Source organism: Shewanella sp. M16 (genome assembly GCF_018224605.1).
GTDB lineage: Bacteria > Pseudomonadota > Gammaproteobacteria > Enterobacterales > Shewanellaceae > Shewanella > Shewanella oncorhynchi.
In genome coordinates this window covers 139,626-166,019 of sequence record NZ_JAGTUL010000006.1, presented here as the reverse complement: position 1 = coordinate 166,019, position 26,394 = coordinate 139,626, and the positions used below count along the sequence as shown (strand labels likewise).

Sequence of the window (26,394 nt, the reverse complement as noted above, 5' to 3'; positions counted from 1 at the left end):
AAGGAGGGATCAGTTATTTATATCTAAAAGAATCGACTCCAAACGATCTTTTATCATTTCAGGGAGTCGACGTTGAGCTTCCGTTACTGCCAAACTAATTGCTTGTAAATAGGCAGTTTCATCCGCGTTTCCATGGCTTTTTACAACTATTCCGCGCAATCCTATCAGACTTGCACCGTTATAGTGGTCGGGGTTCATCTGACTAAGGACCGCCTGGATACGAGGGGCGATAAGTTTAGCCAGAAAACGAACGAATAAACCTTGGGTTAGTCCCCGTTTTAACTGATGTACTAATAACTTGGCAATACCTTCAGAGGTCTTGAGCGTGATGTTACCCACAAACCCATCACAAACAATCACATCCACATTACCGGAATAGATTTCATCCCCTTCGATAAAACCTGTGTAATTGATTTGTTCTGTGTGTTGCAGCAACTGCGCGGCTTGCTGAACTTGGTCATTACCTTTAATTTCTTCAACGCCCACATTGAGCAAGGCGACTTTTGGCCGAGATTTCTTATCTACCGCTTCGCACAGGACTGAGCCCATCACGGCAAATTGAAATAAGGTTTCCGAGTCACAGGAAATATTCGCGCCCAAATCCAACAAATAAACCGGTTTTTGAGTCACCGCAGGTAAACAACTGACTAATGCGGGTCGATCAACACCAGGCAAGGTCTTCAACAATACTTTCGCCATTGCCATCAGCGCCCCTGTGTTACCGGCACTCACACACGCTTGTGCGCGGTCGTCGCGCACTAACTCAATAGCCAATCGCATGGAACTGTTTTTACGTGTACGCAAGGCATGCACAGGCCTATCGGACATACTAACGACTTCATCGGTATGAATGATTTCTATGCGCGAAAGTAAACTCGCTTCGGCTTGACGTAGATAGACATCAATTTCAGTCTTGTCACCGACTAAAATGATTTTAAGAAAAGAATGTAATTGTAGTGCCCGCAAGGCTGCAGGCACCGTGACGTGGGGGCCATGATCACCACCCATTGCATCTAACGCAAGCGTCAGATTCGTCATTAGGAAACCAACAAATTACTTGTTGATTACCTTTTTACCGCGATAGAAGCCATCTGCAGTCACATTGTGACGCATATGGATTTCACCGCTGGTAGCGTCTACAGACAGCTGAGCAGTGCTCAGTGCGTCATGTGAACGGCGCATTCCGCGCTTTGAACGTGATTTTTTGTTCTGTTGTACAGCCATTGGCCTGTCTCCTCGATTACTTGCTCTTCAGTTTTTCTAACACTGCAAACGGATTTGGACGCTCCTCTTGAGCGGGTTCTATCTCGCCTACAACCATGTCTTTAGATCCTGCACTGCAATCAATTTCTTGATGCATTGGGATTATCGGCATAGCGACTATCAATTCATCTTCGATCAATTGATGTAGACGCACTTCGCCAATTTCATTGCACTCAATTGGGTCATACGCATCCGGGAGCTCATCGATTTCTGCCTTAGTCCGACATGGACCAAAACAAAACTCGACCGTAACCTCAGTGGTAAATAGTGTCATGCAACGTTGACATATCAGAGTGAGCTCCGTCACAGCCTTCCCTTTCAGGTAGACTATCCCCTGTAAATCTACGCCACATTCAAGCGACACTGCCACATCGGAACAGTCGCCGGCACATAACTCAGTTAATCTTTTCAGTTGCACACCAGGAACAACGCCCTGATAAACTAGGCGACTCGAGGCGGCGCGAAATGGATCAATTGAAACCGGTATCTTTACTGTTTGCATAAGGCGCGCATATTATAGTTTGAAAACGCTAGAGTCAAAGAAAAAATACTAACTTAAGTCCCAGTTTGCGACTTAAGCCTTTCCCCTGCCCCAACATTGAAATTGACGGAAGCGAAATAGTACCCAAGCATGGGGCCGCATACAAGCGCAAGCCGCCTAAAATAGTCGCATTCATTGAAAAGAAACCGTAAAAGACGAAACTCTTGCACTCTCGCGCATTGATTGGTCACAATATGAGTCACTCTTTTGCGGATATCTCATTATGCCAACCCCATTAATCTTAGCTTCGACGTCTGTATACCGACAATCTTTACTGCAAAAACTCGGGTTACCCTTCGAATGCTGCAATCCTAATATTGACGAAACGGCGTATCTCGAAGAATCGGCCCATGCTTTAGTGCTGCGATTAGCCAAAGCAAAAGCCGTCGCGGGAGCAGAACAATTCCCCGATGGTCTGATTATTGGCTCCGATCAAGTTGCCGTCATTGATGGCAAGATTATCGGTAAACCCCATCATTTTAATAATACCGTCGCGCAGCTCACTCAAGCCTCAGGCAAGGCCATCACCTTTTATACTGGTCTTGCACTTTACAACGCCGAAACGGGAGCCATGGCCGCCGAGGTTGAACCCTTTACGGTTCATTTTAGGCACCTTAGCCATGCGCAGATTGTGGCTTACATTGAAAAAGAAGAGCCCTATTATTGCGCGGGCAGTTTTAAGAGCGAAGGTTTAGGTATCGCGTTATTTACAGCGCTCGAAGGTCGCGATCCCAATACCTTAGTTGGCTTACCACTGATATTACTGACGGAAATGCTGTTAGCCCAAGGCGTAGACGTACTCGCTTAAACGTTTACCAAGGCTTTGCTCTATTTGCTCAGTTTCTTGAATCGATGACGCGCATCAAAAATACCGGGTTACTGAGTCGTTTCATCGACGAGAAGATGAGACGTAAATAAAAGTGATAAGGAAGTCTCATGCGCAGCGGCATGTATTGCCGCTCCAGCATTAAATAGCAGTGTTAGAGGTATTGCAGTAATTGCTTTGGTGAATCTATCAAGGCGATAGGTTTTGCCCGCAGCAACTTTTCGGCACTGTGGGCGCCATAGGTCACGCCAACGCTATCAATTCCAGCATTGGCCGCCATGGTCAAATCCAGCAGAGAATCACCCACCATTAGGGCTCGGTTAGGGGCAATATTCAATTCTTTCAGCAAACTTGAGATCATTTCAGGATGGGGTTTGCTGTGCACTTCATCGGCGCAGCGTGATGCAACAAAGTATCGACCTAAGCCCGTTTGCGCAAAAACGCGATCAAGTCCCGCACGGGCCTTACCGGTTGCAACGGCTAATTGATAACCTTGAGTATGTAACTCATCGATTAACACTGGTGCTTGTGCAAAGAGTGGCGTTGGCGTGGTGTCTAAATGCAAATATTGCGCTTTAAACTCGGCGCGCATCTGCTGATATGGATCATCTTCGCCTTGGCTAAATGCATTTTTAGGATGCTGCTGATGCTGAGAATTGGCAGAAGAAGCGCTGAGATTGAGCCCGTGTGGAAATAGGACTAGCAGCGCTTCTGTCATAGAAAGACCAATAATATCGCGAATGTCACTTTCAGTTGGGATAGGTAACTGCAATGCCTTAGCCATATTTTCAATACAAGTGATAATTTTACCGATGGAATCCATCAGAGTGCCATCCCAATCGAAAATCACTAAATCGTATTGCTTTATCTTCATCCTTGAAACCTATCCTCGTCGATTACGCACGCTTTAACTTATCGAGTAATTGCGACAAATTTTCATCTAAAGGCGCTGAAACCCGCATCACTTCATCATTTTCTGGATGAATGAACATCAATTCAGCAGCATGTAAAAAGAGTCGAGTTAAACCTAATGCACGCATGCTATCGTCAAACCCTTGCTCGCTGTACTTATCATCACAGGCGATAGGATGGCCAGCAAATTGGCAATGCACCCGAATTTGATGAGTACGTCCAGTGACAGGGCTTGCCTTCACTAAAGTACAACCTTGGTAACGCTGCATAATTTTAAAGCGCGTTTCTGAAGGTTTACCCTCCGCATTAACACGCACAATGCGCTCACCGGATTTGAGGGTGATTTTCAATAAAGGCTGTTTAACGGCTTTATCTTGAGCAGACCATTCCCCTTTAACTAAGGCCAAATAGTCTTTCTGCATCTTTTTATACCGAAGCTGATCATGCAGATGTTTAAGCGCGCTACGCTTTTTCGCCACCAACAACACGCCCGAAGTATCTTTATCGAGACGATGTACTAGCTCTAAAAACTTTTGTTGAGGACGCAGTGAACGCAATGCTTCAATCACACCGTAATCGACTCCACTACCACCATGCACGGCAATGCCAGCAGGTTTATTCAGCACGATCAAATGATTGTCTTCATGCAAAATACGATCTTCGAGTTGCGAGACTTTACTTAAGTTCGCCGATGGTGCGGTACGGTTATCCGGCTCTGCCACGCGGACTGGCGGAATACGTACTATGTCGCCAATCTGCAACTTGTACTCGGGTTTGATGCGTTTCTTATTCACTCGAACCTCGCCCTTGCGGACAATGCGATAGATCATGCTTTTCGGCACGCCCTTCAGCTTGGTCATTAAGTAGTTATCGATACGCTGTTCGAAGTGATCTTCATCAATCGTGATCAACTGAACCTGTTGTGGGGTGGATTCTATATTCATGATGCGCCATCTAATTATAACGGTCGCCATTGTACAACAACTGAGAAGAATTGTGCCTTTCCATTGCTGAATTTTTTGATTATTGCTATATTTCACCAGCGATTAGGGATAAGCCGTGAATAAAGTGTTCACAACGCCCTGATCCCAAGCGGAAAATTTAACGGATAAAAAAAGATTTTCTTGATAGCAAATCATTGATTTGCAAATCGTATACAGAGTAAAAATACCACAAATGCGTTTTTTACGATTAAATCGAGAAAGTCACCTTACTTTAATAAGGTTTACCCTAGATTTTCCTCCCCGATTTCGAAGGATATTTTAACTTGTCGTCAGACAAACCGATTCGACTTGGGCATTACCGGAACGAAACTAAAGAATTTATGGGGTTGGTTGATGTTTTACAACGAATTCCTTGTTTTTGTAATCATTAAAAAATAAGCCATAAATAGGATGCGACACGCAGCGACTGCGTCTAACAGTAATGCGCACCTCTTGCCTAGCCACCAGCCGTGAGGCTCAGTTGACCTACTGCTAGGCCCGTAATGCAGCGAAGCGCGATGTTTGATGACCTCTATTTAAAGAAGAATGACGTCATCATGAAACGTATGTTAATCAATGCAACTCAATCAGAAGAGTTGCGTGTTGCCCTTGTTGATGGGCAACAACTGTATGATCTAGATATTGAAAGTCCAGGTCATGAGCAAAAAAAATCAAACATTTACAAAGGTAAAATTACCCGCGTAGAACCGTCTTTAGAAGCCGCTTTCGTCGACTACGGTGCCGATCGTCACGGCTTTTTGCCACTGAAAGAAATCGCTAGAGAATATTTCCCGAAGGGATATTCGTTCCAAGGTCGCCCAAACATCAAAGAAGTGGTCAGTGAAGGACAGGAAGTTATTGTCCAAATTGACAAAGAAGAACGCGGCAATAAAGGTGCAGCCTTAACGACCTTCATCAGCCTTGCAGGCTCTTACTTAGTATTAATGCCAAACAACCCACGTGCTGGCGGGATTTCTCGTCGTATCGAAGGTGATGAACGCACTGAGCTAAAAGAAGCGATGGCTGACTTAGAAGTGCCTGCGGGCATGGGTCTTATCGTGCGTACTGCGGGTGTAGGCAAAGAATCTGCCGAGTTAAAGTGGGACTTAAAAGTTCTACAACACCACTGGGCGGCGATCACCGAAGCTTCACAAGTTAAAGGCGCACCTTTCTTAATTCACCAAGAAAGCAATGTGATAGTTCGCGCTATTCGTGACTATTTACGCCGTGACGTGGGCGAAATCCTCATCGATCATCCACGTATTTTTGAAGAAGCGAAGCAACATATTGCCTTAGTTCGCCCTGATTTCGTTGAGCGCGTAAAACTGTACGAAGCTGAAGTGCCATTATTCACTCACTTCCAAATCGAATCACAAATTGAATCCGCCTTCCAACGCGAAGTGCGTCTGCCATCTGGCGGTTCAATTGTTATCGACCCAACTGAAGCCTTAACCTCAATCGATATCAACTCTGCCCGTGCCACTAAAGGCGGCGATATTGAAGAAACAGCACTTAACACTAACCTCGAAGCCGCCGATGAAATTGCCCGCCAATTGCGCCTCCGCGACTTAGGTGGCTTAGTGGTTATCGACTTTATCGATATGACGCCTGTGCGCCATCAGCGTGAAGTTGAAAACCGCTTACGTGATGCTGTGCACCATGATCGTGCTCGCGTGCAGTTAGGTCGCATTTCTCGTTTCGGTTTGATGGAAATGTCGCGTCAACGTCTGCGCCCCTCTTTAGAAGAATCTGCAGCGCATATCTGCCCTCGCTGTCATGGCCAAGGCACGATTCGCAGTACCGAGTCTTTAGCACTGTCAATTTTACGTTTGATGGAAGAAGAAGCCATCAAAGAAAACACCTCACAAATCGAAGCGATTGTGCCTGTGGATGTTGCAGCTTTCTTGTTAAACGAGAAACGCAAAGCCATTCGCATCACAGAACAGCGTCACGATGTCGAAGTGTATGTGATACCTGACGCACACATGATGACGCCTGATTACCGCGTGATCCGTCACCGTAGTGATGATGAAATCAGTGAATCAAGCTATAAGCGTATAGAGCATCCTGAAGCCAAATTGTATGAGCCACGCAAACTGGAACGTACTGCGGCGCCTATTCCGGCATTAAAAGGTTTTGCAGCGCCACAAAAAGTAGAACAAGCCCCATCACCAACGGTGAAAGTTGAAGCGCCACAACCAGGCTTCTTCAGCAAGCTTGTGAGTGCAATCAGTGCCATGTTTGCGCCAAGTGAAAAAGCTGAACCCGTAAAAGTTGTTGAAACTAAATCAACGGATACCAGTGCGGCTAACGCAAATCGCCGTAACCGTCGTAATGACACTCGCCGCCCACGCAATGCCCAAGATGCCGACAAAGCAAAAGAAGGCACTCGTGAGCCGCGTAGCCGCAATCCAAAAAAGCCGACTGATGCAGTAGTCAGCACACAAGAACGTCCAGTACGCGAAAAAGAAGAAACGGCTAAACGTCCAGCTAAAGCTGAATCGAAGCCACGCGTACAAGCGCCAAAAGATGTTGTTGCCGACATTGAAGCAGATGATGCCCCTAAGCAAGAAGTCGCCCGCGAGCGTCGTCAGCGCCGTAACATGCGTCGTAAGGTGCGTATCGATAATGGCCATAATACGCCAGATAATGCGATCCCAATTGCACCTGAAGATGCAGCAGAAGTGTTAGCGGAAATTGCAGCCCTTAACGCCGCAGCGGCAAGTACTATCAGTGTTAATGCCAAAGCTGAAGTCATTGCCCAAACGCCAGTAGAAACTAAAGCGCCAAGAACACGTCGCCAGCCTCGTAAGGAAGCTGCACCTGCTCAAGAAGCGCAAGAAAATATTGTGCTAGAAGAGACAACTGTAATTTCTACTGTAGTAGAAACACCTGCTGTTGATGCTGTTAACGTAGCTGAAAACACCTTGGTTGACACAGCAGCTCATACTGTAGCAGCGGATGCTGTATCGCAAGATAGCGAAGTTGATGCAGACAACGAAAATGCTAATGCTGATGATCAATCAAAACGCGAGCAAAGAGATGGTCAACGTCGTAGCCGTCGTAGCCCTCGCCACCTTCGTGCAGCGGGTCAACGTCGTCGTCGCGACGAAGATGACCAAGGTACATCAACGCCAGCGCAATTCGTTCCTAATGACGAATTAGGTGCTGACCAAGAGTACCCAAGCGAAATCGTCAGTGTTCGAGTGGAAACACCTGTTGTTGCAACTCAAACAACAACGGTAACTGAACCGGCCGTTAAAACTGCTGACGTCGAAATAGCTGAAACAAGTTCAACTCCAGCTGTTGACGCTCCTGCTGTTGTTAAAGTAGAAGCAAAAGTTGAGCCTCAGCCTCAAGCAAATGACGTTGCAGCAGTTGAAACTCAGCAAGTTGAAACTAAACCTGTTGTGACTAAAACCACTGAAACGAAAGCGGAAGAGCCAAAGGCTGCTGACGTAAAAGTTGACCTTGCGTCAATCGTTGAAACTCAGGTGACCAGCGTTACTGCTGAAGCCGTAGTCGTTGCAGTCCCATCAGTTGAAAGCTCAGTGACTAAATCAGTAGCAGTACCCAAAGCTGAAGCAGCTAAAACCGAAACACTTGTCGAGCCAAGTGTTGCACCGAGCGCTGAAGCAAAAGAAGCCGTGAAAGCAACAGCCTCTGCGCCAATGGCCAGACCGGCTGCTATCGCTAAGCCTCAAGCCACAGTACAAACAGCTCCAACAACACCGCAAATCACGGATGCAGTTGTTGTCAGCAAGCCGAAAGCCGCTAGCCGCTTTGGCTCTATGGTGTCTTCGGATATGACCAAGCCTGTCGTTGAAGTGAGAGAACAAGTGGCAGTCCCTAAAGGACGAGAGTATGAGAATACTGCGAACGAAGAGTCTACAGCCAAAATCAAACTCGCTAATGGTGCAGAGTCGGATATGGCGCGTCCATAATCACTTAAGCTAAACCAGAAAAGCCATGCAATTGCATGGCTTTTTTATTTACACTGTAATACTCCACAATATTTAAATTTAGCTCTATCCATTTTCCGGCTTAATCGTAGTCCCTTGAATAACATAACCCATCAAAAGATCCTCGGTATATAGTTCTCAACTTTAAGTATTCTTGTGTTGTCACTAACGTCACATTAGAAGCAATAAACATGCTAACAAAATATCAGGCCAATACCCGCCAGTAGAAAGGGCTCTTAATCCATTTAGTTCTAACTGTAGACCCCTCCTTTATAAGTTAGGAAAACTAGTCGAGGGAAAGCATTATTCCGCTATAAAGTAGCCGATAATTAAGTTGGATTAGCAGCCTAAAGCTTCTGTCGGAAATACTTAAATGTACGAAATGCAAGGCATCTCAATAGCCATATTCGTTTTTTGGTCGGCTCCAAACTACATCATAAATAAGCTAGTGTTCTTTAATATCAAGCACTAAATGCTTTGCCAGCCTCAACTCTTTACTACAAGGCTTTCAGCCTTAGGTGCAGCTTAGTATATGTAGGATAACTAAGTGCAAGAAATACAAGTGCACCAATCATATTCGGCAATATCTGAAGTCACTGATTTACAACAAATGAATGATTAGACACATTCGCGTTCGACATTGAATATAAGATTACGCAAAAAATAAACTCGATAAGAGCAAGCGTTAAGAGTTAACATATAATGGAATTGAATGTTACAGGGGTAAAAATAAGGAGAGTGTATCAAATGGTTTTATTGAAAATCTTGGAGATATCAGAATTGGATTTTAACAGAGAAAGATTAGAGGATTAACTTCAGATTTAAGCATTAAATTAATGTGACATGTTAAGTGGATCTCGTCGCTTATACTGGATTCAACAATCTAAACTAAATGAAATCTTATTTTCGCACAAATAAAAAGAGCCACGGAATTAACCATAGCCCTTTAATCCATTGCTATTAGCTCTAGGCTAACAGCACTGAAAATTAACCAATGATAGTTACGTTTTCAGCTTGTGGACCTTTTTGACCTTGAGTCACAGTGAAAGACACTTTTTGGCCTTCATCAAGAGTTTTGAAACCGTCAGAGTTGATCGCACGGAAGTGTACGAATACATCTGGACCAGATTCTTGCTCAATGAATCCGAAACCTTTGTCAGAGTTGAACCACTTAACAACACCAGTAACTTGAGACATAATATAAATCCTGTAAATAAAAAATTAAAGCCTTAACGGCGGGTGGAGCTGGAAAATGCCGGTATTACTTATGTTTACAGGACGAACTGGTCGTATTGAACACATAAATATAAGCCCAACCTTCAAGCTGATAAGACTATAAACCATTCTAAAGATAAGTCAACACACTGCGACACTTTGGATTATTTATTTTGCCTAAATCTACTTTACGGTTTTGCAACCGGCTAGCAGAACACTAGGTTCATGCTGTTTAGCAAGTACAGTTAAGCATTTTAAATAATTTATTTCAATAGCTTAATCTTATCGCTTACTTTGAAATCCGATGCACTTCAATTTGGAAATCCAATTCACAGTTCAGTCCTTGCAACGCAAATGCTTGCTTTTGGGCATGAGTAAACTTCCAAGCATAGGGCGTCATTTCTAAAAAATGAGCGATATGTTCACTATTTGCCAGCTCTAACTGGGAGATTAAGCGTTCCTGATGAAGACACTCAAATCCAGCAATATGCGCTGTGGAAACGGGATGTAATCTTGGCTCAGCATAAATTTGTTGTTTCAACGCAAAATGGTGTGAAGGTCCCGGAGAAACCGTTATCAGTAAGCCTCCATCAGCCATAATTCGTTGTAACTCTTCTACTTTTGAAGGGGCATAAATACGAATGGCAAGATCGACACTTTGGGATGCGATTGGCATTTCATAGGCACTTGCGACACAAAATTGCAAATTAGGGTAACGTTTAGCTGCATATTTAATTGCAGACTTAGAAATATCTATACCTTGTAAATTGCAATCATGGTGCTGGCTCAACACATGGAATAAACGTTGACTGTAGTACCCTTCCCCACAGCCTATATCGAGGATTTGTTTTGCTTCGGCACTAAACTCAAGCGCGAGCTCATTCACTCTATCACTCAAACCTTGATAGTAACCCGCGTTTAAAAATTCACGCCGAGCAAACATCATCTGTTTATTATCACCAGGATCTTTTGAGTTTTTCTTCTGTACAGGTAATAAGTTGACATAGCCTTCTTTGGCCATATCAAACTTATGTTGCTGTGAACAACCCCAAGTTCGCTCCGTTAACGTCAGTGGGGCGGCACACAGGGGACATAAATAATGCATAATGGACTCTTATCATTTAGCTAAATTTGGGTAAAAAGTTTATGTTTCGTCTTCCATCAATCGATCTACCATCAGGGTCAATTCCGGTGAAGCGAGTAATTCATAACACTCTAATTTTCTTAATAGCTTATCAGTGTTATCGACATCATTAGCAGCGCGGCTGTAGTTTGGTCGCTCAAACATATGGGTATAGGTTCTAAATAACCATTGTTGTTTCTGCAGTAGCAAGGGATCGATCCTTAATACTTCATCAGCAAGGCTGGCGTGACATTGACCAAGCTCCCCGCGCATAAACGACTGCAATTCTAATCTAACCTGCTCGATTTCGGTCATGTAAATTGCAAGAGATTCAGATGATGCGGCATAGTCGTAGTGCCTTGCTAACAGTGCTTTAGCAACCATTAACGCTTTGGGCTCATGCAAAACCCGTAAATCCGCTTCTAAGGGAACTAACTCAAACTTTGAATTGGCTTGTAAGGCAAAAGTTAAGTCATTATCTGCACCTAAATGACGAGTCGTATCTAAGGTAAAAGATACACCTCGCCTCAATTCTGCCGCACAAAATTTCGCAGCTGTTCCCATCCGTGTATAAAGCCTAAAACCTTGCCCAAGGCTGCGGGTTATTGGTGTATTGAAAGCCTGAGGGCTTTGCGGTAACGATTCGACCTTAAGACCCATAAACGGCTGGAAGCGGATGACTATATTTTGCTGAATTCCGGCTTCAGCTATGACGATAATCTCTAGTAAAGGGGCATTGATCGCCTGTGACACAATAAAATCACTCACATCGCCGGGTAGCCGTAATGTGAGTATTGATGCCTTTTCAATATCAAGCACCATAGGTTCATTTAGAAATTGATGGTACATAAGACATTATTCTCCTATTTAACCGCAATTGTACCGTCCAATACCAATTAAAATCACTCCGTAAACCATTACCATCGCAAGATATGACTTAATCTTCATGATGCCGTAAATCGGCATTCGAGAAATAGTAGTGACATTGCGTGGTAGCATATTTATGCCTCCAGTGATCTATAACGTTAAGCACAGGAAGATGTAAGTGACGTATACAATGAACTTCACGTAACCATTCACCCAATGTAAAACTCACGATGCACCCTGCCCAGAAAGTGACGAGCCTAGTCAGCATTGTTAGACATCGCTCGGCTTAGCACCAGAAAACCATTCGGTATGCTGGTCACCTTGACGGCCAAAATAGGTTACACGTTTACCTCGCAAAAACACGAAATAACCTTGAACTCCAGCATTCATAGCGCGCTGGCAGAAAAGCCGAAATGTTTGCCCATGCTGCTGACTATCCAAGATGGCAGCTCTGAGTTCAATCACATTAAAATTTTCAGCAATTAATGGAAGTCCCTCAAATGATAAAGGTGATTGCACTGTAGAACCTGCTGCGCTATAGAAAGTAAATGACTTCAAGGCATAGTCTACATAGTAATACTCGACACCTTCAGCAATAAGATTGCCGACAATTTGAGGAAATGGTATTAATCCAGACAAGGTTGCTTGTGCAGATTCTAAAATTTTATCCGAGTTCATTGATGTCCTCTCTGGGTCTTGAGTGGTCAATTTATATGTTCAACATCAGCAGTAGAGCCAAAGTGATAGCACTGTAAAAACGTGGAGCATGCGCCAGCGCTGGTTAAACGCTCAAAGCACGTACTCATAAATGATTAACGCAATAAACACGACCTTCAAACTTCCCCAAAATCGTTGCCAGACTACAAACACGTTTATGCATATATAACGTAAAGCCATATTAAAAACACTATGGCCAAACAACATAAGAACTTTAAAATATTCTGCGAGCCACTCGCACCCAGTGCCAATACCGTTGGGCTGTCTAAATTGATTTACAACTCACATAAACCCAAACTAAAAAAATGTATCATTTACGCTTATCATCTGTTTCTTTATCCCGCAAGCCATCTAGGCTACTGCTAAAATAAGCACACCGAATCAATTTCAACCTCTAGCAATGAGTTTATTGATGGATAATTTACAGCGACTGGGCATTATTTTTTGTATTCTTTCCCTGTGGGTCTTGGCAAACATACCCGTCACTTATGCTAATGATCAATTCATTATCAATCAGTCAGAATCCAAGCTTGATCACAGATATCAGTATACTTATGACCTTTTACAATTAGTTATTGATGCAACCAAAGCCGATTTTGGTGAAGCATCACTGCAAGTCTCAGATCTAATAATGAGTCGAAATCGTATCTTCAGAGCATTACAAGAGGGTGAAACCATCAATGTTATTGCAGAAGCCTCTAACCTACAGTGGAATAAACAGCTTATTCCAATAAAAATTCCTATTAGAAAAGGCATTCAGGGATTTAGAATTTTTATTATTAAAAAGGAAAATGTATCTAGGTTAGCCCAAATCACCTCGCTAGCGCAGTTAACTGCTCTTGATACTGGTTCAGGTAGCCAATGGTCGACTAAAGTTGCCATGCAACAAGCAGGATTTAAAATTATAGAAAGCAATCAATATGACAGTTTATTTAATATGCTATCAAAAGGACGGTTTATAACATTTGGCCGCGGAGTGAATGAAGTATTTCAAGAGGTTGAGCAGTTTAATCAACAATATCCAGATCTCGTTGTTGATGAAAGCATCATGCTACATATTCCACTAGCGACATATTATTATGTTTCGCCTAACAAACCTCGCTTAGCTCAGCGAATACAAATTGGCCTCCAGAGAATTATCGACAATGGTCAATTTGACCAGTTATTTTATCAACGCCATTGCGATTTTTTGATAAAAAGTAAATTGAATCAACGATTAGTTTTTAAAATTGACAATCCTTTTATATCTGAATCAGAAATGACTTCCATTGTCGGTAAAGATTTCTTACTCAATCCAATGGATGACTTTTCCATATTATGTAAGAAATATCATTGAATAGGCTTCATCAGATAAACGCTTTGGGTCCGTCATGACTTAAAAACATCTCTCGGAAAATGGGATAAAAAACAGCAAGTCGCGGCTTGAATTGAAGACGGTTAGATTTTTGGCCTTGGGTATCTAGAAATCAAACGAAAACCTTCAAGGCTATTAGCCTTGAAGGAAACTTTTTTAGAATTGCACTCTGACACCAATAGCCGCTGAGCGACCTGGCATAGGGGATAAATGCCTTAGGAAACTGTTATGTGGGCGCGCATCTACATCGGTAAGATTATCTAAGCTTAGGTAGAATTGAGTCGGCACTTTCGAAATGACTTGATCTAAAGTGATATTTGCTCCGAGCAAAGCATAAGATTCAGAGGGCCTCTCAAATCTGCTAACGTCACCTTGTGAATGATAGCGAACATAATCGATGGACACAGTAAGCGCATCATACTGCCAATTTAGTGCAGTGCCTGTTTTGGATTGTGGTGTTCGAGGCATTGAAGTGCCTTCTAACCTGCGGCGAAAGTATTCGTCCCGCTCACCGGCGAGAGGTGGGCGAGTACTAAAGATGTCGTAACTACCATCGTATTGATATCGAGGAGTATTTCTCACTCTGTCAGTAAATGCGCTGAGCTCAAAAACTCCCCACCTTTGCCACGGGAAGGTATAGATAGCTTGTACCTCTAACCCTTGATTGTTTGTATCTGCTTGGCGCCATTCACGAACATAAGTACCATTACGTTCAAGGCCTGTACTACCAAGATAAATGAAATCATTGAATTGATTTTGATACCAACTTGCCATTAGCTGTAAATCGGCGATTTTAGCGGTGGTATTTATTTCAAAGGAGTGATTAATTTCCTTTTTAAGATTTGAGCTGCCCTGTTCTTCAATTAACAGAGCATAGTGTGGGTTACTGGCGTAAAGCTCATTCATTTCAGGAGCACGCTCGGCATGAACGTAATTGACTCGTGTTGACCAATTTTGCAATATGTCCCATTGCAGTGATCCTGAGTAGCTTTGGAGATAAAAATTTCTATCTTTAACATTCGCTCCTGAGCCTCGACCTACCTTGTACCCCTCTGCGTTTACTTGGTGCTTAATCGCATCATAACGACCTCCAAACTCAAAAGTAACCGGACCAAAGTGCAGGGTTTGTAGCGTATAGGCTGCATAGTTTTGACTATCGACATCAGGCATGTAATTGTCATAGCCCTCCCCTTTATAGGCTTTAGTGTCGTACTGTAATCCTAAGACACCATCGAAGTTTGATGTCCAACTATGATAGAGCTTAGGGCTAATGACCCAAGAGGTAAGTTCGAATTGGTTGACGGATACCTCTGCCATATGCTCATCATCGACTTGATTCGAATAGGCGCCATCGAGGCTAAATGAGTTTATCCAATTGTCATCCCAGTTTTCGACATACTTCATATCTACGCGATCACCACGGGAAAAAATTCGAATATTACCCCGTTGATCAAAATCCACTGGTGCGCTGCTGCCACGACGCATGAATCCCGGAATACCGCGATGAGTGTCCGTATAACCATAAGCCAAACCCAAAAGACGTTGTTGGCCAGTGTAGCTTCCGCCTGCCGAGAATGATGATGTGTGGTGGCTGCTGTTAAGCACATTACCATTACTGTCTATTGAGTAGTCGGTGATAATTTGTTGTTCTAGAGGTGTAGCATCTTCATAGCGTTTTAACTGATTGTTCATCTGCCACACAGGTTGCGCATATTTGATTTGGCATAGATCGGCAAACTGTGCAGCACCTACGACTTTTGACCACGTTTTACAATCGCTGTCTTTAGAATATCCAGGGATGTCGTAGTTACCACGGTCTTTGTTGATCATATTCAGCGCAAAGTTAAAAGATTCATTCCCTGCGGTAAGTTTTGCCAGTGCAGTACTTGTACTATTGAAGCCTGCTTTCACTTCAGCGCGACTGTTAAACCCATTGATTGGGCTTAATGGAATACGACCATCTTGGAGATCAACAATGCCTGCCATCGCTTGCCCACCATAGGCAATCACAGCTGTAGGACCTTTAATGACCAAGATACTGTCAGCAAGAAAGGGCTCGATGGGGATGTATTGATCCTCACTCACCGACGACATATCCTCAACTTGAGTTCCATTGAGCAACATTTTAACCCTGTTTCCACCAAATCCACGGATTTGTGGCCTACCCGATGAGCTACCAAAAAAACCACTGTCTACTCCCGGTAATTGGCTTAAAGTTTCTCCTAAGGTATCGGCTTTACGATTATTTAGTTCATCGCCGCTGAGTTCGATTTTACTGGCTTGTATTCTTTGGCTTAGTGGTTTTTCTAAAGCATGCCCAGTGACATTGATACGTTCAATAGGTTCTGCTGAAACAGCTAAAGTGCCAACACCTAATAACAGGAGGTATTTGTGGGAATTCATTTTGTGGATCGTCTCCATATGATTACTGCTGATACATAATGATATGTTATAACGTATCATTATGTATCAGTCGAGTTCAATATGAATGAAAGCAAATTAAGTTACTGATTGTAAATAACAATCAGAACGGCACTCGGTATGATGACTGATGATTGCTAACAAAGATTGTCATTAGAAGGGGTGGATCAGGTAAACTGTGCAAGTATGATCATTTCAAAAAAATTGGCAGTTCTATGACGGGAAAAAATCTTGATTTACTGCGTGAAGTAGTGAAAAAGTGTGAAGAAAAAGGCATCAATCTTACCAGTAAGCGCAAAAAAGTACTTATCGTATTACAGGAGCATGATGTTCCTTTGTCTGCCTATGAAATTGCCGATGTGTTAAAACAAAGTTTGGGCGAGAGTTTACCCATAATGTCTATCTATCGCATGTTGGATTTCTTAGTACAGGAACAATTAGTGCATAAGTTATTAACGGTGAATAAGTATATTGCCTGCCATCATGTATGCGATCATCACATTCACAATCAATTTTTAATTTGTAATACTTGTCAAAAAGTCACAGAGATAGCATTGCCCACTGCTCTTGTTGAACAGTTACAGTTGAATGTTAGCCAAGCGGAATTTACCTTATCGAGCCCACAGCTTGAATTAGCGGGTTGGTGTCATGAATGTCAGCAACAACATAATAGTTAAGTTAAGTTAAGTTAAGTTAAGTTAAGTTAAGTTAAGTACATTAACTAATTTGGAACGCTATTTATCATGGTTGCTGAACTTATCCCATACTCACAGTAACGCTATAAATCCCCCAGCCTCCGACATTTGGTCGATAATGTCCGTCTAAAATCGTGGATATGCCAGTCTTGGTTTAATATCGCGGACCAGCTCATTAATGAAAGCAACATTACCCGGTCGCTTGCCGTGGGAAAGCGCCATGGCGAGTCATATAAGTTCCACTGTTCTTATAATATCTCGAGTAAAGCAGAACTGATCGGCCTTCGAATGTGTTAAGCGGTTTCCAAAACGCATAGGGATCTATAATATTTACCCATGAATTTAGTCACACAGGAACCAGCTTACGTGCGTCAGTAAGTTCTAAATCCGGGTAACGACCAAAAGTTAAGCACCCTGATGGATTATCAATCCTAAATCGATACTGCCATGTTATAGTCCCTGCAGGGGTAATACGAACGCTTAAGCCGTCGCGGTCTGCAAGCTCTGGTTTCTCTAAATATGGTTTGCCGTTTATTGCACGTAACCAATTGTCAGATAAAGACATTTTAATTCCCCTGTGTACATGTGATTTTAGCTAATCTGACGCAGAACCCAATATATACAGATTATGTACTCACATCGAAGAGCTGCATACAAAATTGATGTGAATGACAACGAATCCAATTAAAGCAATTTAACTACTGATAACATGAAGTTACATGCTTTAGAGAACGAAAATAAATGAAGATGAAAGACGATAAAGCAGGGTCGATTTTTTGGCACGACTATGAAACATTTGGAGCGAACCCAGCGAAAGACAGACCCTCGCAATTTGCGGGTATTCGCACGGATTTAGATCTCAATATAATAGGCGAGCCTGAGACATTCTATTGTAAGCAAGCCACTGATTATTTGCCGTCTCCGGAAGCAATATTAATCACAGGGATCACTCCACAGTTAGCTAATTTAAAAGGCATCCCTGAAACTGAGTTTATGGGACGAATTCAAGCGCTATTTAGCCAACCAAACACTTGTGTTGCAGGTTATAACTCACTGCGTTTTGACGATGAAGTGACCCGTTATGGCTTTTATCGGAACTTTATCGATCCCTATGCCCGTGAATGGCAAAATGGCAACTCTCGTTGGGATATCATTGATTTAGTGCGCGCTTGTTACGCATTTAGGCCCGAAGGCATTAACTGGCCGACAAAGGAAGATGGCTCTCCGAGTTTTAAGCTAGAACATCTGACCCAAGCGAATGGTTTAAGCCATGAGAAAGCCCATGATGCGATGTCTGATGTGTATGCAACCATCGCCATGGCAAAACTCATTCGCGAGAAACAGCCTAAATTATATCAGTACTATTTTGACCTGCGCCGTAAGCAAGCGGTTAGCGACCAAATCGATGTGCTCAATATGCAGCCTTTGGTTCACGTGAGCTCTAAAATTAGTGCGCGCAATGGTTGTGCAACGTTGATTTCACCCGTAGCGCACCATCCAAGTAACAAAAATGCCGTTATTTGCGTTAATTTAGCCATGGATTTAACACCGCTATTCGAGCTAGATGTCGAGCAAATTAAAACGCGCATGTATACGTCAAGGGCTGATCTTGCCGAAGATGAATTACCTATCGCAGTAAAACAAATTCATCTTAATAAGTGCCCTTTTATCACCTCGGCAAAAATCCTCAGTGATGAGCATGCCGCTCGTTTAGGCATAGATAAAGAATTTGCCAGAGAGCAGTATAAACGCCTAAAACGTCACCCAGAATTACGCGAAAAACTGGCGCTATTATTTGAGCACGATGACAGCAGAGCGACCACAGATCCCGATTTGATGCTGTATTCTGGTGGGTTCTTTAGCCAAGCTGATAAAGCAAAAATGGAAATCATCCGTCATACCCTACCGCAAAATCTAGCGGCGTTAGATTTGCAGTTTGATGATCCACGTATTCCTGAGATGCTGTTTCGTTACCGCGCCCGTAATTACCCTGAACTACTCGATGATACAGAATCGCAGCGCTGGCGTGAATTCTGTCAAAATCGCTTAGCCGATCAAGACTACGTACTTAAATTAGAAAATTTGCTACAAGAAACACAAGCGGATGAGACTAAGCAAAAGCTACTTGCTGCCCTTTGTCATTATTTGCGTGAACTTTAAGTTGGGTAAATTCAAGCTTAAGTCTTTTGTTTTATAGTCTTAAGCTTATATTTGTGCACCAATAGACTTACTCTATACGTGAATAACATAAGTTTATCACTCTCGATAGCACTGACATTGACAGCGTATAAACGCGAGCTAACTCGCATTTATGCTGTAACAAAATTACTAGAATGTTCTTCCATGAACTTAACAAATAAGGAATAGGGAAATGCAAGATAGATTCATTCGTAGCATAACCCAACTGCCAACGCCGTTAGCCGATGCACTTATCCCAATGTTGCACCAGAATTTTGCTGGACACATTGATGCGCAGCAACTTGCTACGCTAACAAGTGCAAGCAAAATGACCGAAGCAGAAGTGTTATTAGCATTACTGCCGATAGCAGCGGCATTGGCCAAACCGCCTATCAGTGAGTTTTATGTCGGCGCGATAGCCAAAGGTAAAAGTGGCGATATCTACATGGGTGCCAACTTAGAATTACCCGGTGAAGCGCTATTTCATTCTGTTCATGCAGAACAAAGCGCTATCAGCCACGCATGGCTCAGTGGTGAAAGCCAAATTGTTGATATCATAGTTAATGCCAGTCCTTGCGGTCATTGTCGTCAGTTTATGAATGAACTGGTTGAAGGGAGCAAGATCAGCATTCATCTACCCGCACAGGAAAGCCATCCACTTGCTTATTATTTACCCTATGCCTTTGGCCCAAAAGATTTAAATGTCACTTCGCCCTTAATGGCCAAGCAACAAACTGAATTTGCACTAGACAGTGCCGATCCTATGATCATAGAAGGCTTAGATCATGCCGGTTTAAGCTATGCACCTTACACCCAAAGTTTTGCCGCCGTGGTATTAGAAACCCATGATGGCGCAACCTATTGTGGTCGCTACGCAGAAAATGCGGCATTCAATCCTTCTATGCTGCCCATGCAGATGGCCTTATCAAATCTGGCGCGCCACAATCGTGAGTTTAGCGATATCAGCCGTGCGGTTTTAATTGAGTCATCTCAAGGAAAAATCAGCTTAGTTGGCGCGACTATGGATGCGCTCCATACCGTTGCCGCCATCGAACTTGAGCACATAGTGGTAGATCCTGTGTAACGTCTGCTTCAAATGCCAAGGGGATTTCAAAATGCCAACGGCGAAATACGTTTATGCGTATTTCGCCGTTCGATTATCCACTTAAAGCTTAAAAATCAATTATCGTAAGTAATTCTGACGGCTAATCATGCTCCATCCTGTTTTCTACTAACCGCGTCATTGAACTTAGCCAGATACTCCCCCTTACGCTCCTCCATCCTGATAAAACAAGCTTGCCGCTCCACTTCCGACATAACGCGCCATGCTAAAATTTCATCAAGATGCCTGAAACAACCTAAACAAATATCTTGCTGATCTAAACAACAATTTCGAATACAAGGAGTGACATTAGGATCATTCTGACCAGACGGCATATTCATTGCCACAAGGTTCAACAAAATGGAATCGACGGCCACCGGGAAAACTAAAGATGTCAGCTGTGATAATGCCACCAGCAGTTACGACAGCCGTCAGAGTCAATTCTAAGTTCTGGCTGTAGATCACAATCAGCGGGCAACCTTTTGCGAGGGTGAAATTCACGTCGGCTTGATAGAATCCCCCAGTAATGCCGACATCCATAAAGCAACTGTATTCAGGGCCATAATCGACATAGGTCCATCCAAAAACCTGGCTAAAAAAGGCCTTGGAACTCGCAATGTCGCGACTTGGGATTTCCAAATAATTGATACTGTGGTGACGGTTCATAGACTTCCTTGCTATTTAATCAGGGCACAAAATGATGAACATAAAATGCGTAAGTAAAAATGGGAGCCAAAGCTCCCATTCTATTCGCGGCTTTAACTCAGGTTAACCTTGGATTAAGGCTGCGGCAAGTCCAATCAGACCGCCAAACACGCCGCCCCAAATCACTAACCAACCTAAGTGCGTTTGGATCATGTCCTGAACGATTTGTTTCACCATTTGTGGTGTTAACTCGTTTAATCTTTGTTCCACTATGTTAGCAATCTTAGTTTGCAGATCGGCCATCACATTTGGCTGTTCAATTTCTTGTTTCAGCAACTCGTGAAATGCATCGCTTTGTGCCATTTCAACTAAAGAAGCTTTCATCTTCACAATAAACGGCTCTTTTAACGGCAATAAGGCATCTGTGCCACCAAACATAGACAACATGCCGCCAAAGGAGGATTGGGCGACTGTGCTAATTAACGCATCAAAAGAAGGCGCTAAATCAACCTTTTCAATCACTGGCGCCAAGTCTATTTTACTCAGCCCTTCTTTTTCAGACAGGAATCGGTCGATATTTTCAGTGGTAAAAAACTGTTTCATCATCAAATGAGCAATGCCCGCCTTAAACTCTTCAAAACGAGAAGGCACGACTCCCGAACCATAGAGTCCGGGGACTTTCTCAAACAACATATAAACTGCAACCCAGTTGGTAATCGCACCCGATAAAGCAAATAATCCGACATTCAGGACAATTGCCGAATTCATCAGGTAACCCACAACGACCAAAGCAGCCGCCAATAAATTCGTCACTAAACTCTTATTCAATCTCGTATCCCCTAAGGTGGCATCGATAAGATGCAAAACTCGCCTATATTAACAAGTTAACGGGAGTCAGGTCTAACACTCAAACCACAGTAAACAAACCCGTTTTAAAATCTGTTTTCAGTGCTAAGTCTTGGCGCAAGGGGCAAGATGAAGCCCATCAACTAAGCCGCAGCGCCACTGAGCCACAAGAAGCTGATTAGCCAGCACTGAATAAAGTGAATCTCCTTGTAGAACATTAAGTTAATTTAATGTTTGCCGACCTAAAAAAGCAAAAAATTTAATTTACCGTCTGTGAATTATCAACTTACCTCAACTACACTCAATCAAGATAACGCACAAAAAATATGGCTCAAAATACAGCCGGCACTGAACACTGACAGTTAACCTCGGCTCAATACACAAAATTTACCCAAAATAGAATAAAGGATGCGCTTATGGAATCGGCTTTTAACACTGCAGGAGCGTTAAGTTGGCATGAATTGACAACCAATAATACTGAAGAGGCTATGCACTTCTATGCTGAGATTTTTGGCTGGCACTTTAAAACCGTCAAAATGCCGCACGGTAATTATCATATTATCGAAAATCAGGGCGTCAGCATTGGGGGGATCACCGATAGTTTGCTCCCAATGCTTCCCTCACATTGGACCGGCTACATTACCGTTAACGATGTCGATCAAGTCGCTATCAGCGCAAAAAAACTTGGCGGGGATATTCTGTTTGGTCCTGAAGATATACCCGAAGTAGGCCGTTTTTGTTGGATAAAAGATCCACAAGGCGCCATTATTGCAGCGATTAGTTATTTAAATCGCTGATCAAAAATAGCGTCCAACATAGCGAGTATTGACGACTCAAAACATTAGCCATAGGCTGAAACACATGTAGTTATCAATGTAGATGATAGGTTACCACTCAGGAACGTCTTAGATCAGAAGACGTTATTGTCTGTGTAATACCAAGATTTCATTGGTAAAAATATAAATAATTTCTGGAAACATTAGCATTATTCGCTAGAATGTCCGTACTTATGGAAGTTTTTCCCTGTCTTATGCATTGGAGCCTTGATATTAATGCTGACCCAGTTATCGCAATTCAGACACTCTTTTTTTGCCCTCCCAAGATACCTGCGAGTGATTATTTACCTCACAGCAGTCTACCTTAGCTATGTCTGCACATTAGGTTTAATCCTTCCCTATGCGATAACCACGCTGGCACCAGAAAAACTCTCAACTCTGCTCGGTCGTCCCGTCACCCTCGGTGATATACGCATTAACCCCTTTAACTTCAAAGTCGAAATCGACCAACTGGCCATTAAAGAAAAAGACGACAAACCTTTTGCTGGCATTGCACAAGTCCAATTCGAAATACACTTTTGGCGATCTGTTTTTAATCGCGCCGCCGTTATCGAAAACATACACATACAAGCGCCCTACGCACATATCATTCGCGTGGAGAAAAAAGGGAAAGCTGGATTCAACTTCGACGATATTCTGCAGACCTTGAACGAGCATTCATCCGCGAGCACAGAAACGACCCCCACAGAAGCCAGCTCACCCGTTCGTGTCCTGCTCAGCCAATTTGTGTTGGATGCGGGACAATTTAACTTCGATGACAAAATTACCCATGCTCAAGTGAACTACCCCAATATCAATCTAAAACTCAGTTCCCTTGATACTGAATATTTGATGGCGGCATCATCGGCATCGATAACTCCTGCCATAAAAGTAAACAAAGTTGATAATACAACACCAAACGCCCAATCAACGTCTGACTCACCCATTGTGCCTATCAAGCACAATCACTATGCGATACAACTCAGTGATGATCATGCTAGTGAAATCAGTTTGCAGGGGCAATTCCAATTGTTCCCGCTAAAAGTTGCGGGTGACATCCAAGTCGCCAAACTGAAACTGACACCACTATGGCGATTTATCGACGATCAATTTAATCCCGTCCTCACGGATGGCGAGCTCAGTATTAAAACTCAGTATCAAGTGGATCTTGCCGAGAATGGCGAGTTACAAGTCATCAGCAACAATGGCCAGTTTATTGTTGAAAAACTTAACCTTAACGACAAAGATCGCTCAGTGGTCAAGCTCCCCATGTTTGCCCTCGACGGCATTTCAGCCAACTTGAAGCAGCAGAAAGTGCATATCAACAAACTCCACAGCGATGGCCTAACAATGAGTGCCATTTTGAACCAAGACGGGCTCAATCTTGTTGGCTTATTCATGCCTAAATCGTTAAGTGTCTCCACAACGACTACGCAGCCGGTTGCTAAACCAATCGATGCTAAGCCAGCAGATGCTCAATCGCTTGAGCGCGTACAAGTTGCGCAAGTGGAAGAAAAACGTCAAATAGCAGAGACTGCCACTGATGCAAGCGATAGCGCAGACAAAGCAACGGAAAGCGAATTAGCCGCAACTAACGAGAATGATAAAACAGAACAAAAGACAGAAGCGACCGCAAATGTCACCACTGATGCTACTAAAGAAACCGCTGCAGACATCGCTTCAGAGGCAAATCCTCAACAGCCAGTCAAGCAAGCGCCTAAGACGCCTTCAAAAGACACTTGGTTAGTGCAACTCGATGCGCTCAATATTGAAAACTATGACCTTAATCTATCGGAACAAAAGCTAACGGCAACGCCGCAGCAATGGCGAGTGTATCCGCTTAATTTTTCAACTAAGGTCATAACAAGTACCTTAACCGCTCCGATTGAATATGAGCTACAACTCAGCCTCAATGATCAAGGTACTTTGAGCTCTCAAGGCCAAGTCGATGTGACGGGCGAAACCATAGATGCCAATATCCAACTCGATAAGCTAGCGTTAACCCAATTTCAGCCCTATTTAGCACCCTACGTGAATATCCAGCTCAAGAGCGGTCTATTAAGCTCAGCAGGCAAGCTGACCGCCGATGCTAAAGGCAAAGCCATTTACGGTGGTAGTGTTGAGCTCGATGATTTAGCTATTCATGACAAATTGCGTAATGCTCCGCTGGTCAAATGGCAAAAGATGAATATCAATCAACTGGATTTTGACCAACAGAAAAATCAAATCAAAATTGATCACTTAGCCTTTAATCAACCCTACGCCAAAGTGGTGATAGCCAAAGATAGAACCACTAATATCAGCGATCTTATCGTTGAGGCTCCGGCTGCAAATAGCAAGACAACTAAAAACACAACCACAGCCAGTGCTAAGCAAACCGAGCTGCAAACGGCAAGCAAGACAACGCCTGAGTTAAGCCTCGATATTCAAAAAATTAGCTTTAGCCAAGGCTCGGCTTACTTTGCCGATAACTCACTGACTCCGAATTTTGCTTCGGGAATTGAGCTGCTTGAAGGCAATATCACTCACCTGTCGTCCACGCCAGGGACTAAGGCCTCGGTTGATATCAAAGGTAAGATAGACAAGTATGCGCCTGTAACTCTAAAAGGCGATATTAACCCTTTGCTAGATATGCCATATTTAGATCTCGACTTAGTCTTTAAGAGCGTTGAGTTAACCTCAGTCAATCCTTACTCAGGCACCTATGCGGGTTACTACATAGATAAAGGGCAGCTATCACTATCGCTGAACTATCAACTCGATAAGAACAAGCTCAAGGGCAGTAACCATCTGGTCATAGACCAACTGAAACTTGGTAAACCCAGTGACAGTGACCTTGCCACTAGCTTACCCATCACGCTCGCGATTGCCCTGCTGCAGGACCGTAACGGCGTGATTGATTTAGGTATGGAGGTCTCAGGCGATTTAGACTCACCCAGCTTTAGTGTCGGCAGCATCATAATGACGGCGATTACCAATGTGATCACTAAAGCCGTCACTGCGCCCTTCACTTTCTTAGCAGGACTAATAGGTTCTGACGAAACCTTAGATAAGATCAGCTTTGCCGCAGGCAAATTCAGCCTAAGTGAAGATGAGCAAAAAAGTTTAGACAAACTCGCTAGCGCCTTACTCGACAGACCTATGCTCAAGCTCAGCGTTGAAGGGGAAGTCGATGCCATCAATGACAGCCAAGCCATTGCTGAGCGCATCATGAAGCGTAAATTGGCTAAATTAGCCAATATTGAATTTAGTGCGTTACCTGATGATTTAAGTCCGAGTCAATTCCCGACCCAAGGGCCGCTTGCCGATGCGCTAGTAAAGCTTTATGAACAAGAAGTTAAAGCCGATCCTGCCCAAATCAAAGACACTGTTATCGCAGAGGCCAAAGACGCGCAGCTTTCAGATGACGAAATCACCACCCGCTGGCATATCGCTTTATATAATCTGTCGGTAAAAGCACAGAATGTTAACGATGGCATGTTGGGTAATTTGGCCCAAGAAAGAGCCAAAGCCGTTAAAGCTTACCTTGTGGACGTGAAAGAAATAGCCCCAGAGCGGATCTTCTTGCTCGAAAGCCGAGTGAGTTTAACCCAGAATGCAGCCCAAGTGAGCCTCACCATTGATGCTCAATAACTCAGCCAATTAACTGCTTTTTATATAAAACTAAGCCCGCTAAAGTCCGACTTTAGCGGGCTTTTACCTTATGGCTAAGCGTCATCACCAATCAAAAAACCATTCTTCTACAATCAAATCATCTATCTGTTAATTCACTCTAAAATGTTGGCCGAGCTTGGTGCCATAGGTTACACTCTGCGGCCTTTATACAACTGAGATCACAGTTTTTAAACGACTGGACCCAGACTCGCCGCACGCTTTCTGTGGCGCCATGACGCACAAATGTTCTTCCACAAAAATTATCATTAAGGTCA

22 protein-coding genes are annotated in these 26,394 nt (G+C 43.4%); 8 read left to right on the top strand and 14 right to left on the bottom strand.

All coding sequences use genetic code 11. The annotated features are described in order from the left end of the window. Positions 1 to 9 precede the first annotated feature (9 nt). From plsX to yceD, 3 genes are read right to left on the bottom strand one after another with little or no spacing between them, the layout of a single operon-like run. Positions 10 to 1,038, bottom strand: a complete 1,029-nt coding sequence (gene plsX / locus KFE26_RS06185; RefSeq protein ID WP_028760370.1) for a phosphate acyltransferase PlsX — start codon at positions 1,036 to 1,038, stop codon at positions 10 to 12. 15 nt (positions 1,039 to 1,053) lie between these two features. Next, on the bottom strand, positions 1,054 to 1,224 hold the full coding sequence (gene rpmF / locus KFE26_RS06180; RefSeq protein ID WP_006081226.1) for a 50S ribosomal protein L32: 171 nt from the start codon (positions 1,222 to 1,224) through the stop codon (positions 1,054 to 1,056). 16 nt (positions 1,225 to 1,240) lie between these two features. Further along, positions 1,241 to 1,765: a 23S rRNA accumulation protein YceD gene (gene yceD, locus KFE26_RS06175; protein ID WP_028760371.1), complete on the bottom strand. Its 525-nt coding sequence runs from the start codon at positions 1,763 to 1,765 to the stop codon at positions 1,241 to 1,243. A 262-nt stretch (positions 1,766 to 2,027) separates the two neighbouring features. On the opposite strand from yceD, the gene KFE26_RS06170 reads away from it, so the two are divergent. After that, a complete protein-coding gene (locus KFE26_RS06170; protein ID WP_212599922.1) occupies positions 2,028 to 2,612 on the top strand; it encodes a nucleoside triphosphate pyrophosphatase in 585 nt (194 codons plus the stop codon). A 172-nt stretch (positions 2,613 to 2,784) separates the two neighbouring features. On the opposite strand, the gene KFE26_RS06165 is transcribed toward KFE26_RS06170, so the two are convergent. Both KFE26_RS06165 and rluC read right to left on the bottom strand, forming a co-directional pair. Beyond that, the gene (locus KFE26_RS06165) at positions 2,785 to 3,504 is read right to left on the bottom strand and encodes an HAD family hydrolase (protein ID WP_212599921.1); all 720 of its coding nucleotides are present in this window, start codon (positions 3,502 to 3,504) and stop codon (positions 2,785 to 2,787) included. A gap of 22 nt (positions 3,505 to 3,526) precedes the next feature. After that, positions 3,527 to 4,486: a 23S rRNA pseudouridine(955/2504/2580) synthase RluC gene (rluC, locus tag KFE26_RS06160; RefSeq protein WP_105252860.1), complete on the bottom strand. Its 960-nt coding sequence runs from the start codon at positions 4,484 to 4,486 to the stop codon at positions 3,527 to 3,529. A 542-nt stretch (positions 4,487 to 5,028) separates the two neighbouring features. Here rluC and rne point away from each other — a divergent pair. Beyond that, on the top strand, positions 5,029 to 8,469 hold the full coding sequence (gene rne, locus KFE26_RS06155) for a ribonuclease E (RefSeq protein ID WP_212599920.1): 3,441 nt from the start codon (positions 5,029 to 5,031) through the stop codon (positions 8,467 to 8,469). Between the two features lie 1,005 nt (positions 8,470 to 9,474). Here the strand turns inward: rne and KFE26_RS06150 are convergent. The 4 genes from KFE26_RS06150 to KFE26_RS06135 all read right to left on the bottom strand — a co-directional run bounded on the left by KFE26_RS06150 (position 9,475) and on the right by KFE26_RS06135 (position 12,370). Further along, positions 9,475 to 9,684 (bottom strand): cold-shock protein, encoded by a 210-nt coding sequence (locus tag KFE26_RS06150; protein ID WP_011789734.1) that lies wholly within the window; start codon positions 9,682 to 9,684, stop codon positions 9,475 to 9,477. Between the two features lie 307 nt (positions 9,685 to 9,991). Continuing rightward, entirely contained in the window at positions 9,992 to 10,807 is an 816-nt protein-coding gene (gene rlmA / locus KFE26_RS06145; RefSeq protein WP_212599919.1) for a 23S rRNA (guanine(745)-N(1))-methyltransferase, read from the bottom strand. Positions 10,808 to 10,846: 39 nt separating this feature from the next. After that, entirely contained in the window at positions 10,847 to 11,674 is an 828-nt protein-coding gene (locus tag KFE26_RS06140; RefSeq protein WP_212599918.1) for a hypothetical protein, read from the bottom strand. A gap of 288 nt (positions 11,675 to 11,962) precedes the next feature. Then, positions 11,963 to 12,370, bottom strand: coding sequence for a DUF1398 family protein (locus KFE26_RS06135; RefSeq protein WP_212599917.1), 408 nt, complete (start codon positions 12,368 to 12,370; stop codon positions 11,963 to 11,965). A gap of 451 nt (positions 12,371 to 12,821) precedes the next feature. On the opposite strand from KFE26_RS06135, the gene KFE26_RS06130 reads away from it, so the two are divergent. Then, positions 12,822 to 13,745: a hypothetical protein gene (locus tag KFE26_RS06130; RefSeq protein ID WP_212599916.1), complete on the top strand. Its 924-nt coding sequence runs from the start codon at positions 12,822 to 12,824 to the stop codon at positions 13,743 to 13,745. Positions 13,746 to 13,919: 174 nt separating this feature from the next. On the opposite strand, the gene KFE26_RS06125 is transcribed toward KFE26_RS06130, so the two are convergent. Next, entirely contained in the window at positions 13,920 to 16,166 is a 2,247-nt protein-coding gene (locus tag KFE26_RS06125; RefSeq protein ID WP_212599915.1) for a TonB-dependent receptor, read from the bottom strand. Positions 16,167 to 16,399: 233 nt separating this feature from the next. Between KFE26_RS06125 and KFE26_RS06120 the strand changes: the two genes are divergently transcribed. After that, positions 16,400 to 16,861 carry a Fur family transcriptional regulator gene (locus KFE26_RS06120; RefSeq protein WP_049821724.1) on the top strand — a complete coding sequence of 154 codons (462 nt, stop codon included), beginning with the start codon at positions 16,400 to 16,402 and terminating at the stop codon, positions 16,859 to 16,861. A gap of 364 nt (positions 16,862 to 17,225) precedes the next feature. On the opposite strand, the gene KFE26_RS23975 is transcribed toward KFE26_RS06120, so the two are convergent. Next, positions 17,226 to 17,444 (bottom strand): Arm DNA-binding domain-containing protein, encoded by a 219-nt coding sequence (locus KFE26_RS23975; RefSeq protein WP_081729045.1) that lies wholly within the window; start codon positions 17,442 to 17,444, stop codon positions 17,226 to 17,228. 176 nt (positions 17,445 to 17,620) lie between these two features. Here KFE26_RS23975 and sbcB point away from each other — a divergent pair, with 176 nt between their 5' ends. Then, positions 17,621 to 19,039, top strand: a complete 1,419-nt coding sequence (sbcB, locus tag KFE26_RS06110) for an exodeoxyribonuclease I (RefSeq protein ID WP_212599914.1) — start codon at positions 17,621 to 17,623, stop codon at positions 19,037 to 19,039. Positions 19,040 to 19,250: 211 nt separating this feature from the next. After that, complete coding sequence (cdd, locus tag KFE26_RS06105) at positions 19,251 to 20,141, top strand: cytidine deaminase (protein ID WP_212599913.1); 891 nt, start codon at positions 19,251 to 19,253, stop codon at positions 20,139 to 20,141. A 125-nt stretch (positions 20,142 to 20,266) separates the two neighbouring features. Here the strand turns inward: cdd and KFE26_RS06100 are convergent, their stop codons facing one another. The 3 genes from KFE26_RS06100 to KFE26_RS06090 all read right to left on the bottom strand — a co-directional run bounded on the left by KFE26_RS06100 (position 20,267) and on the right by KFE26_RS06090 (position 21,632). Beyond that, on the bottom strand, positions 20,267 to 20,500 hold the full coding sequence (locus KFE26_RS06100; RefSeq protein WP_212599912.1) for a DUF1289 domain-containing protein: 234 nt from the start codon (positions 20,498 to 20,500) through the stop codon (positions 20,267 to 20,269). Continuing rightward, positions 20,475 to 20,825, bottom strand: a complete 351-nt coding sequence (locus tag KFE26_RS06095; RefSeq protein ID WP_105252887.1) for a VOC family protein — start codon at positions 20,823 to 20,825, stop codon at positions 20,475 to 20,477. Before KFE26_RS06095 ends, KFE26_RS06100 begins: the two co-directional genes overlap by 26 nt. A gap of 102 nt (positions 20,826 to 20,927) precedes the next feature. Next, positions 20,928 to 21,632 (bottom strand): DUF445 domain-containing protein, encoded by a 705-nt coding sequence (locus tag KFE26_RS06090; protein WP_105253144.1) that lies wholly within the window; start codon positions 21,630 to 21,632, stop codon positions 20,928 to 20,930. 434 nt (positions 21,633 to 22,066) lie between these two features. Here KFE26_RS06090 and KFE26_RS06085 point away from each other — a divergent pair, with 434 nt between their 5' ends. Both KFE26_RS06085 and KFE26_RS06080 read left to right on the top strand, forming a co-directional pair. Then, positions 22,067 to 22,447 (top strand): VOC family protein, encoded by a 381-nt coding sequence (locus tag KFE26_RS06085; RefSeq protein ID WP_028760394.1) that lies wholly within the window; start codon positions 22,067 to 22,069, stop codon positions 22,445 to 22,447. A gap of 255 nt (positions 22,448 to 22,702) precedes the next feature. Next, complete coding sequence (locus KFE26_RS06080; protein ID WP_212599911.1) at positions 22,703 to 26,098, top strand: DUF748 domain-containing protein; 3,396 nt, start codon at positions 22,703 to 22,705, stop codon at positions 26,096 to 26,098. Positions 26,099 to 26,394 lie beyond the last annotated feature (296 nt).

Bases quoted from the DNA above. Each gene is read 5' to 3' on its own strand.
- plsX (WP_028760370.1), bottom strand. From the start codon at position 1,038: ATGACGAATCTGACGCTTGCGTTAGATGCAATGGGTGGTGATCATGGC.
- rpmF (WP_006081226.1), bottom strand. From the start codon at position 1,224: ATGGCTGTACAACAGAACAAAAAATCACGTTCAAAGCGCGGAATGCGC.
- yceD (WP_028760371.1), bottom strand. From the start codon at position 1,765: ATGCAAACAGTAAAGATACCGGTTTCAATTGATCCATTTCGCGCCGCC.
- KFE26_RS06170 (WP_212599922.1), top strand. From the start codon at position 2,028: ATGCCAACCCCATTAATCTTAGCTTCGACGTCTGTATACCGACAATCT.
- KFE26_RS06165 (WP_212599921.1), bottom strand. From the start codon at position 3,504: ATGAAGATAAAGCAATACGATTTAGTGATTTTCGATTGGGATGGCACT.
- rluC (WP_105252860.1), bottom strand. From the start codon at position 4,486: ATGAATATAGAATCCACCCCACAACAGGTTCAGTTGATCACGATTGAT.
- rne (WP_212599920.1), top strand. From the start codon at position 5,029: ATGCAGCGAAGCGCGATGTTTGATGACCTCTATTTAAAGAAGAATGAC.
- KFE26_RS06150 (WP_011789734.1), bottom strand. From the start codon at position 9,684: ATGTCTCAAGTTACTGGTGTTGTTAAGTGGTTCAACTCTGACAAAGGT.
- rlmA (WP_212599919.1), bottom strand. From the start codon at position 10,807: ATGCATTATTTATGTCCCCTGTGTGCCGCCCCACTGACGTTAACGGAG.
- KFE26_RS06140 (WP_212599918.1), bottom strand. From the start codon at position 11,674: ATGTACCATCAATTTCTAAATGAACCTATGGTGCTTGATATTGAAAAG.
- KFE26_RS06135 (WP_212599917.1), bottom strand. From the start codon at position 12,370: ATGAACTCGGATAAAATTTTAGAATCTGCACAAGCAACCTTGTCTGGA.
- KFE26_RS06130 (WP_212599916.1), top strand. From the start codon at position 12,822: ATGGATAATTTACAGCGACTGGGCATTATTTTTTGTATTCTTTCCCTG.
- KFE26_RS06125 (WP_212599915.1), bottom strand. From the start codon at position 16,166: ATGAATTCCCACAAATACCTCCTGTTATTAGGTGTTGGCACTTTAGCT.
- KFE26_RS06120 (WP_049821724.1), top strand. From the start codon at position 16,400: ATGACGGGAAAAAATCTTGATTTACTGCGTGAAGTAGTGAAAAAGTGT.
- KFE26_RS23975 (WP_081729045.1), bottom strand. From the start codon at position 17,444: ATGTCTTTATCTGACAATTGGTTACGTGCAATAAACGGCAAACCATAT.
- sbcB (WP_212599914.1), top strand. From the start codon at position 17,621: ATGAAGATGAAAGACGATAAAGCAGGGTCGATTTTTTGGCACGACTAT.
- cdd (WP_212599913.1), top strand. From the start codon at position 19,251: ATGCAAGATAGATTCATTCGTAGCATAACCCAACTGCCAACGCCGTTA.
- KFE26_RS06100 (WP_212599912.1), bottom strand. From the start codon at position 20,500: ATGAATATGCCGTCTGGTCAGAATGATCCTAATGTCACTCCTTGTATT.
- KFE26_RS06095 (WP_105252887.1), bottom strand. From the start codon at position 20,825: ATGAACCGTCACCACAGTATCAATTATTTGGAAATCCCAAGTCGCGAC.
- KFE26_RS06085 (WP_028760394.1), top strand. From the start codon at position 22,067: ATGGAATCGGCTTTTAACACTGCAGGAGCGTTAAGTTGGCATGAATTG.
- KFE26_RS06080 (WP_212599911.1), top strand. From the start codon at position 22,703: ATGCTGACCCAGTTATCGCAATTCAGACACTCTTTTTTTGCCCTCCCA.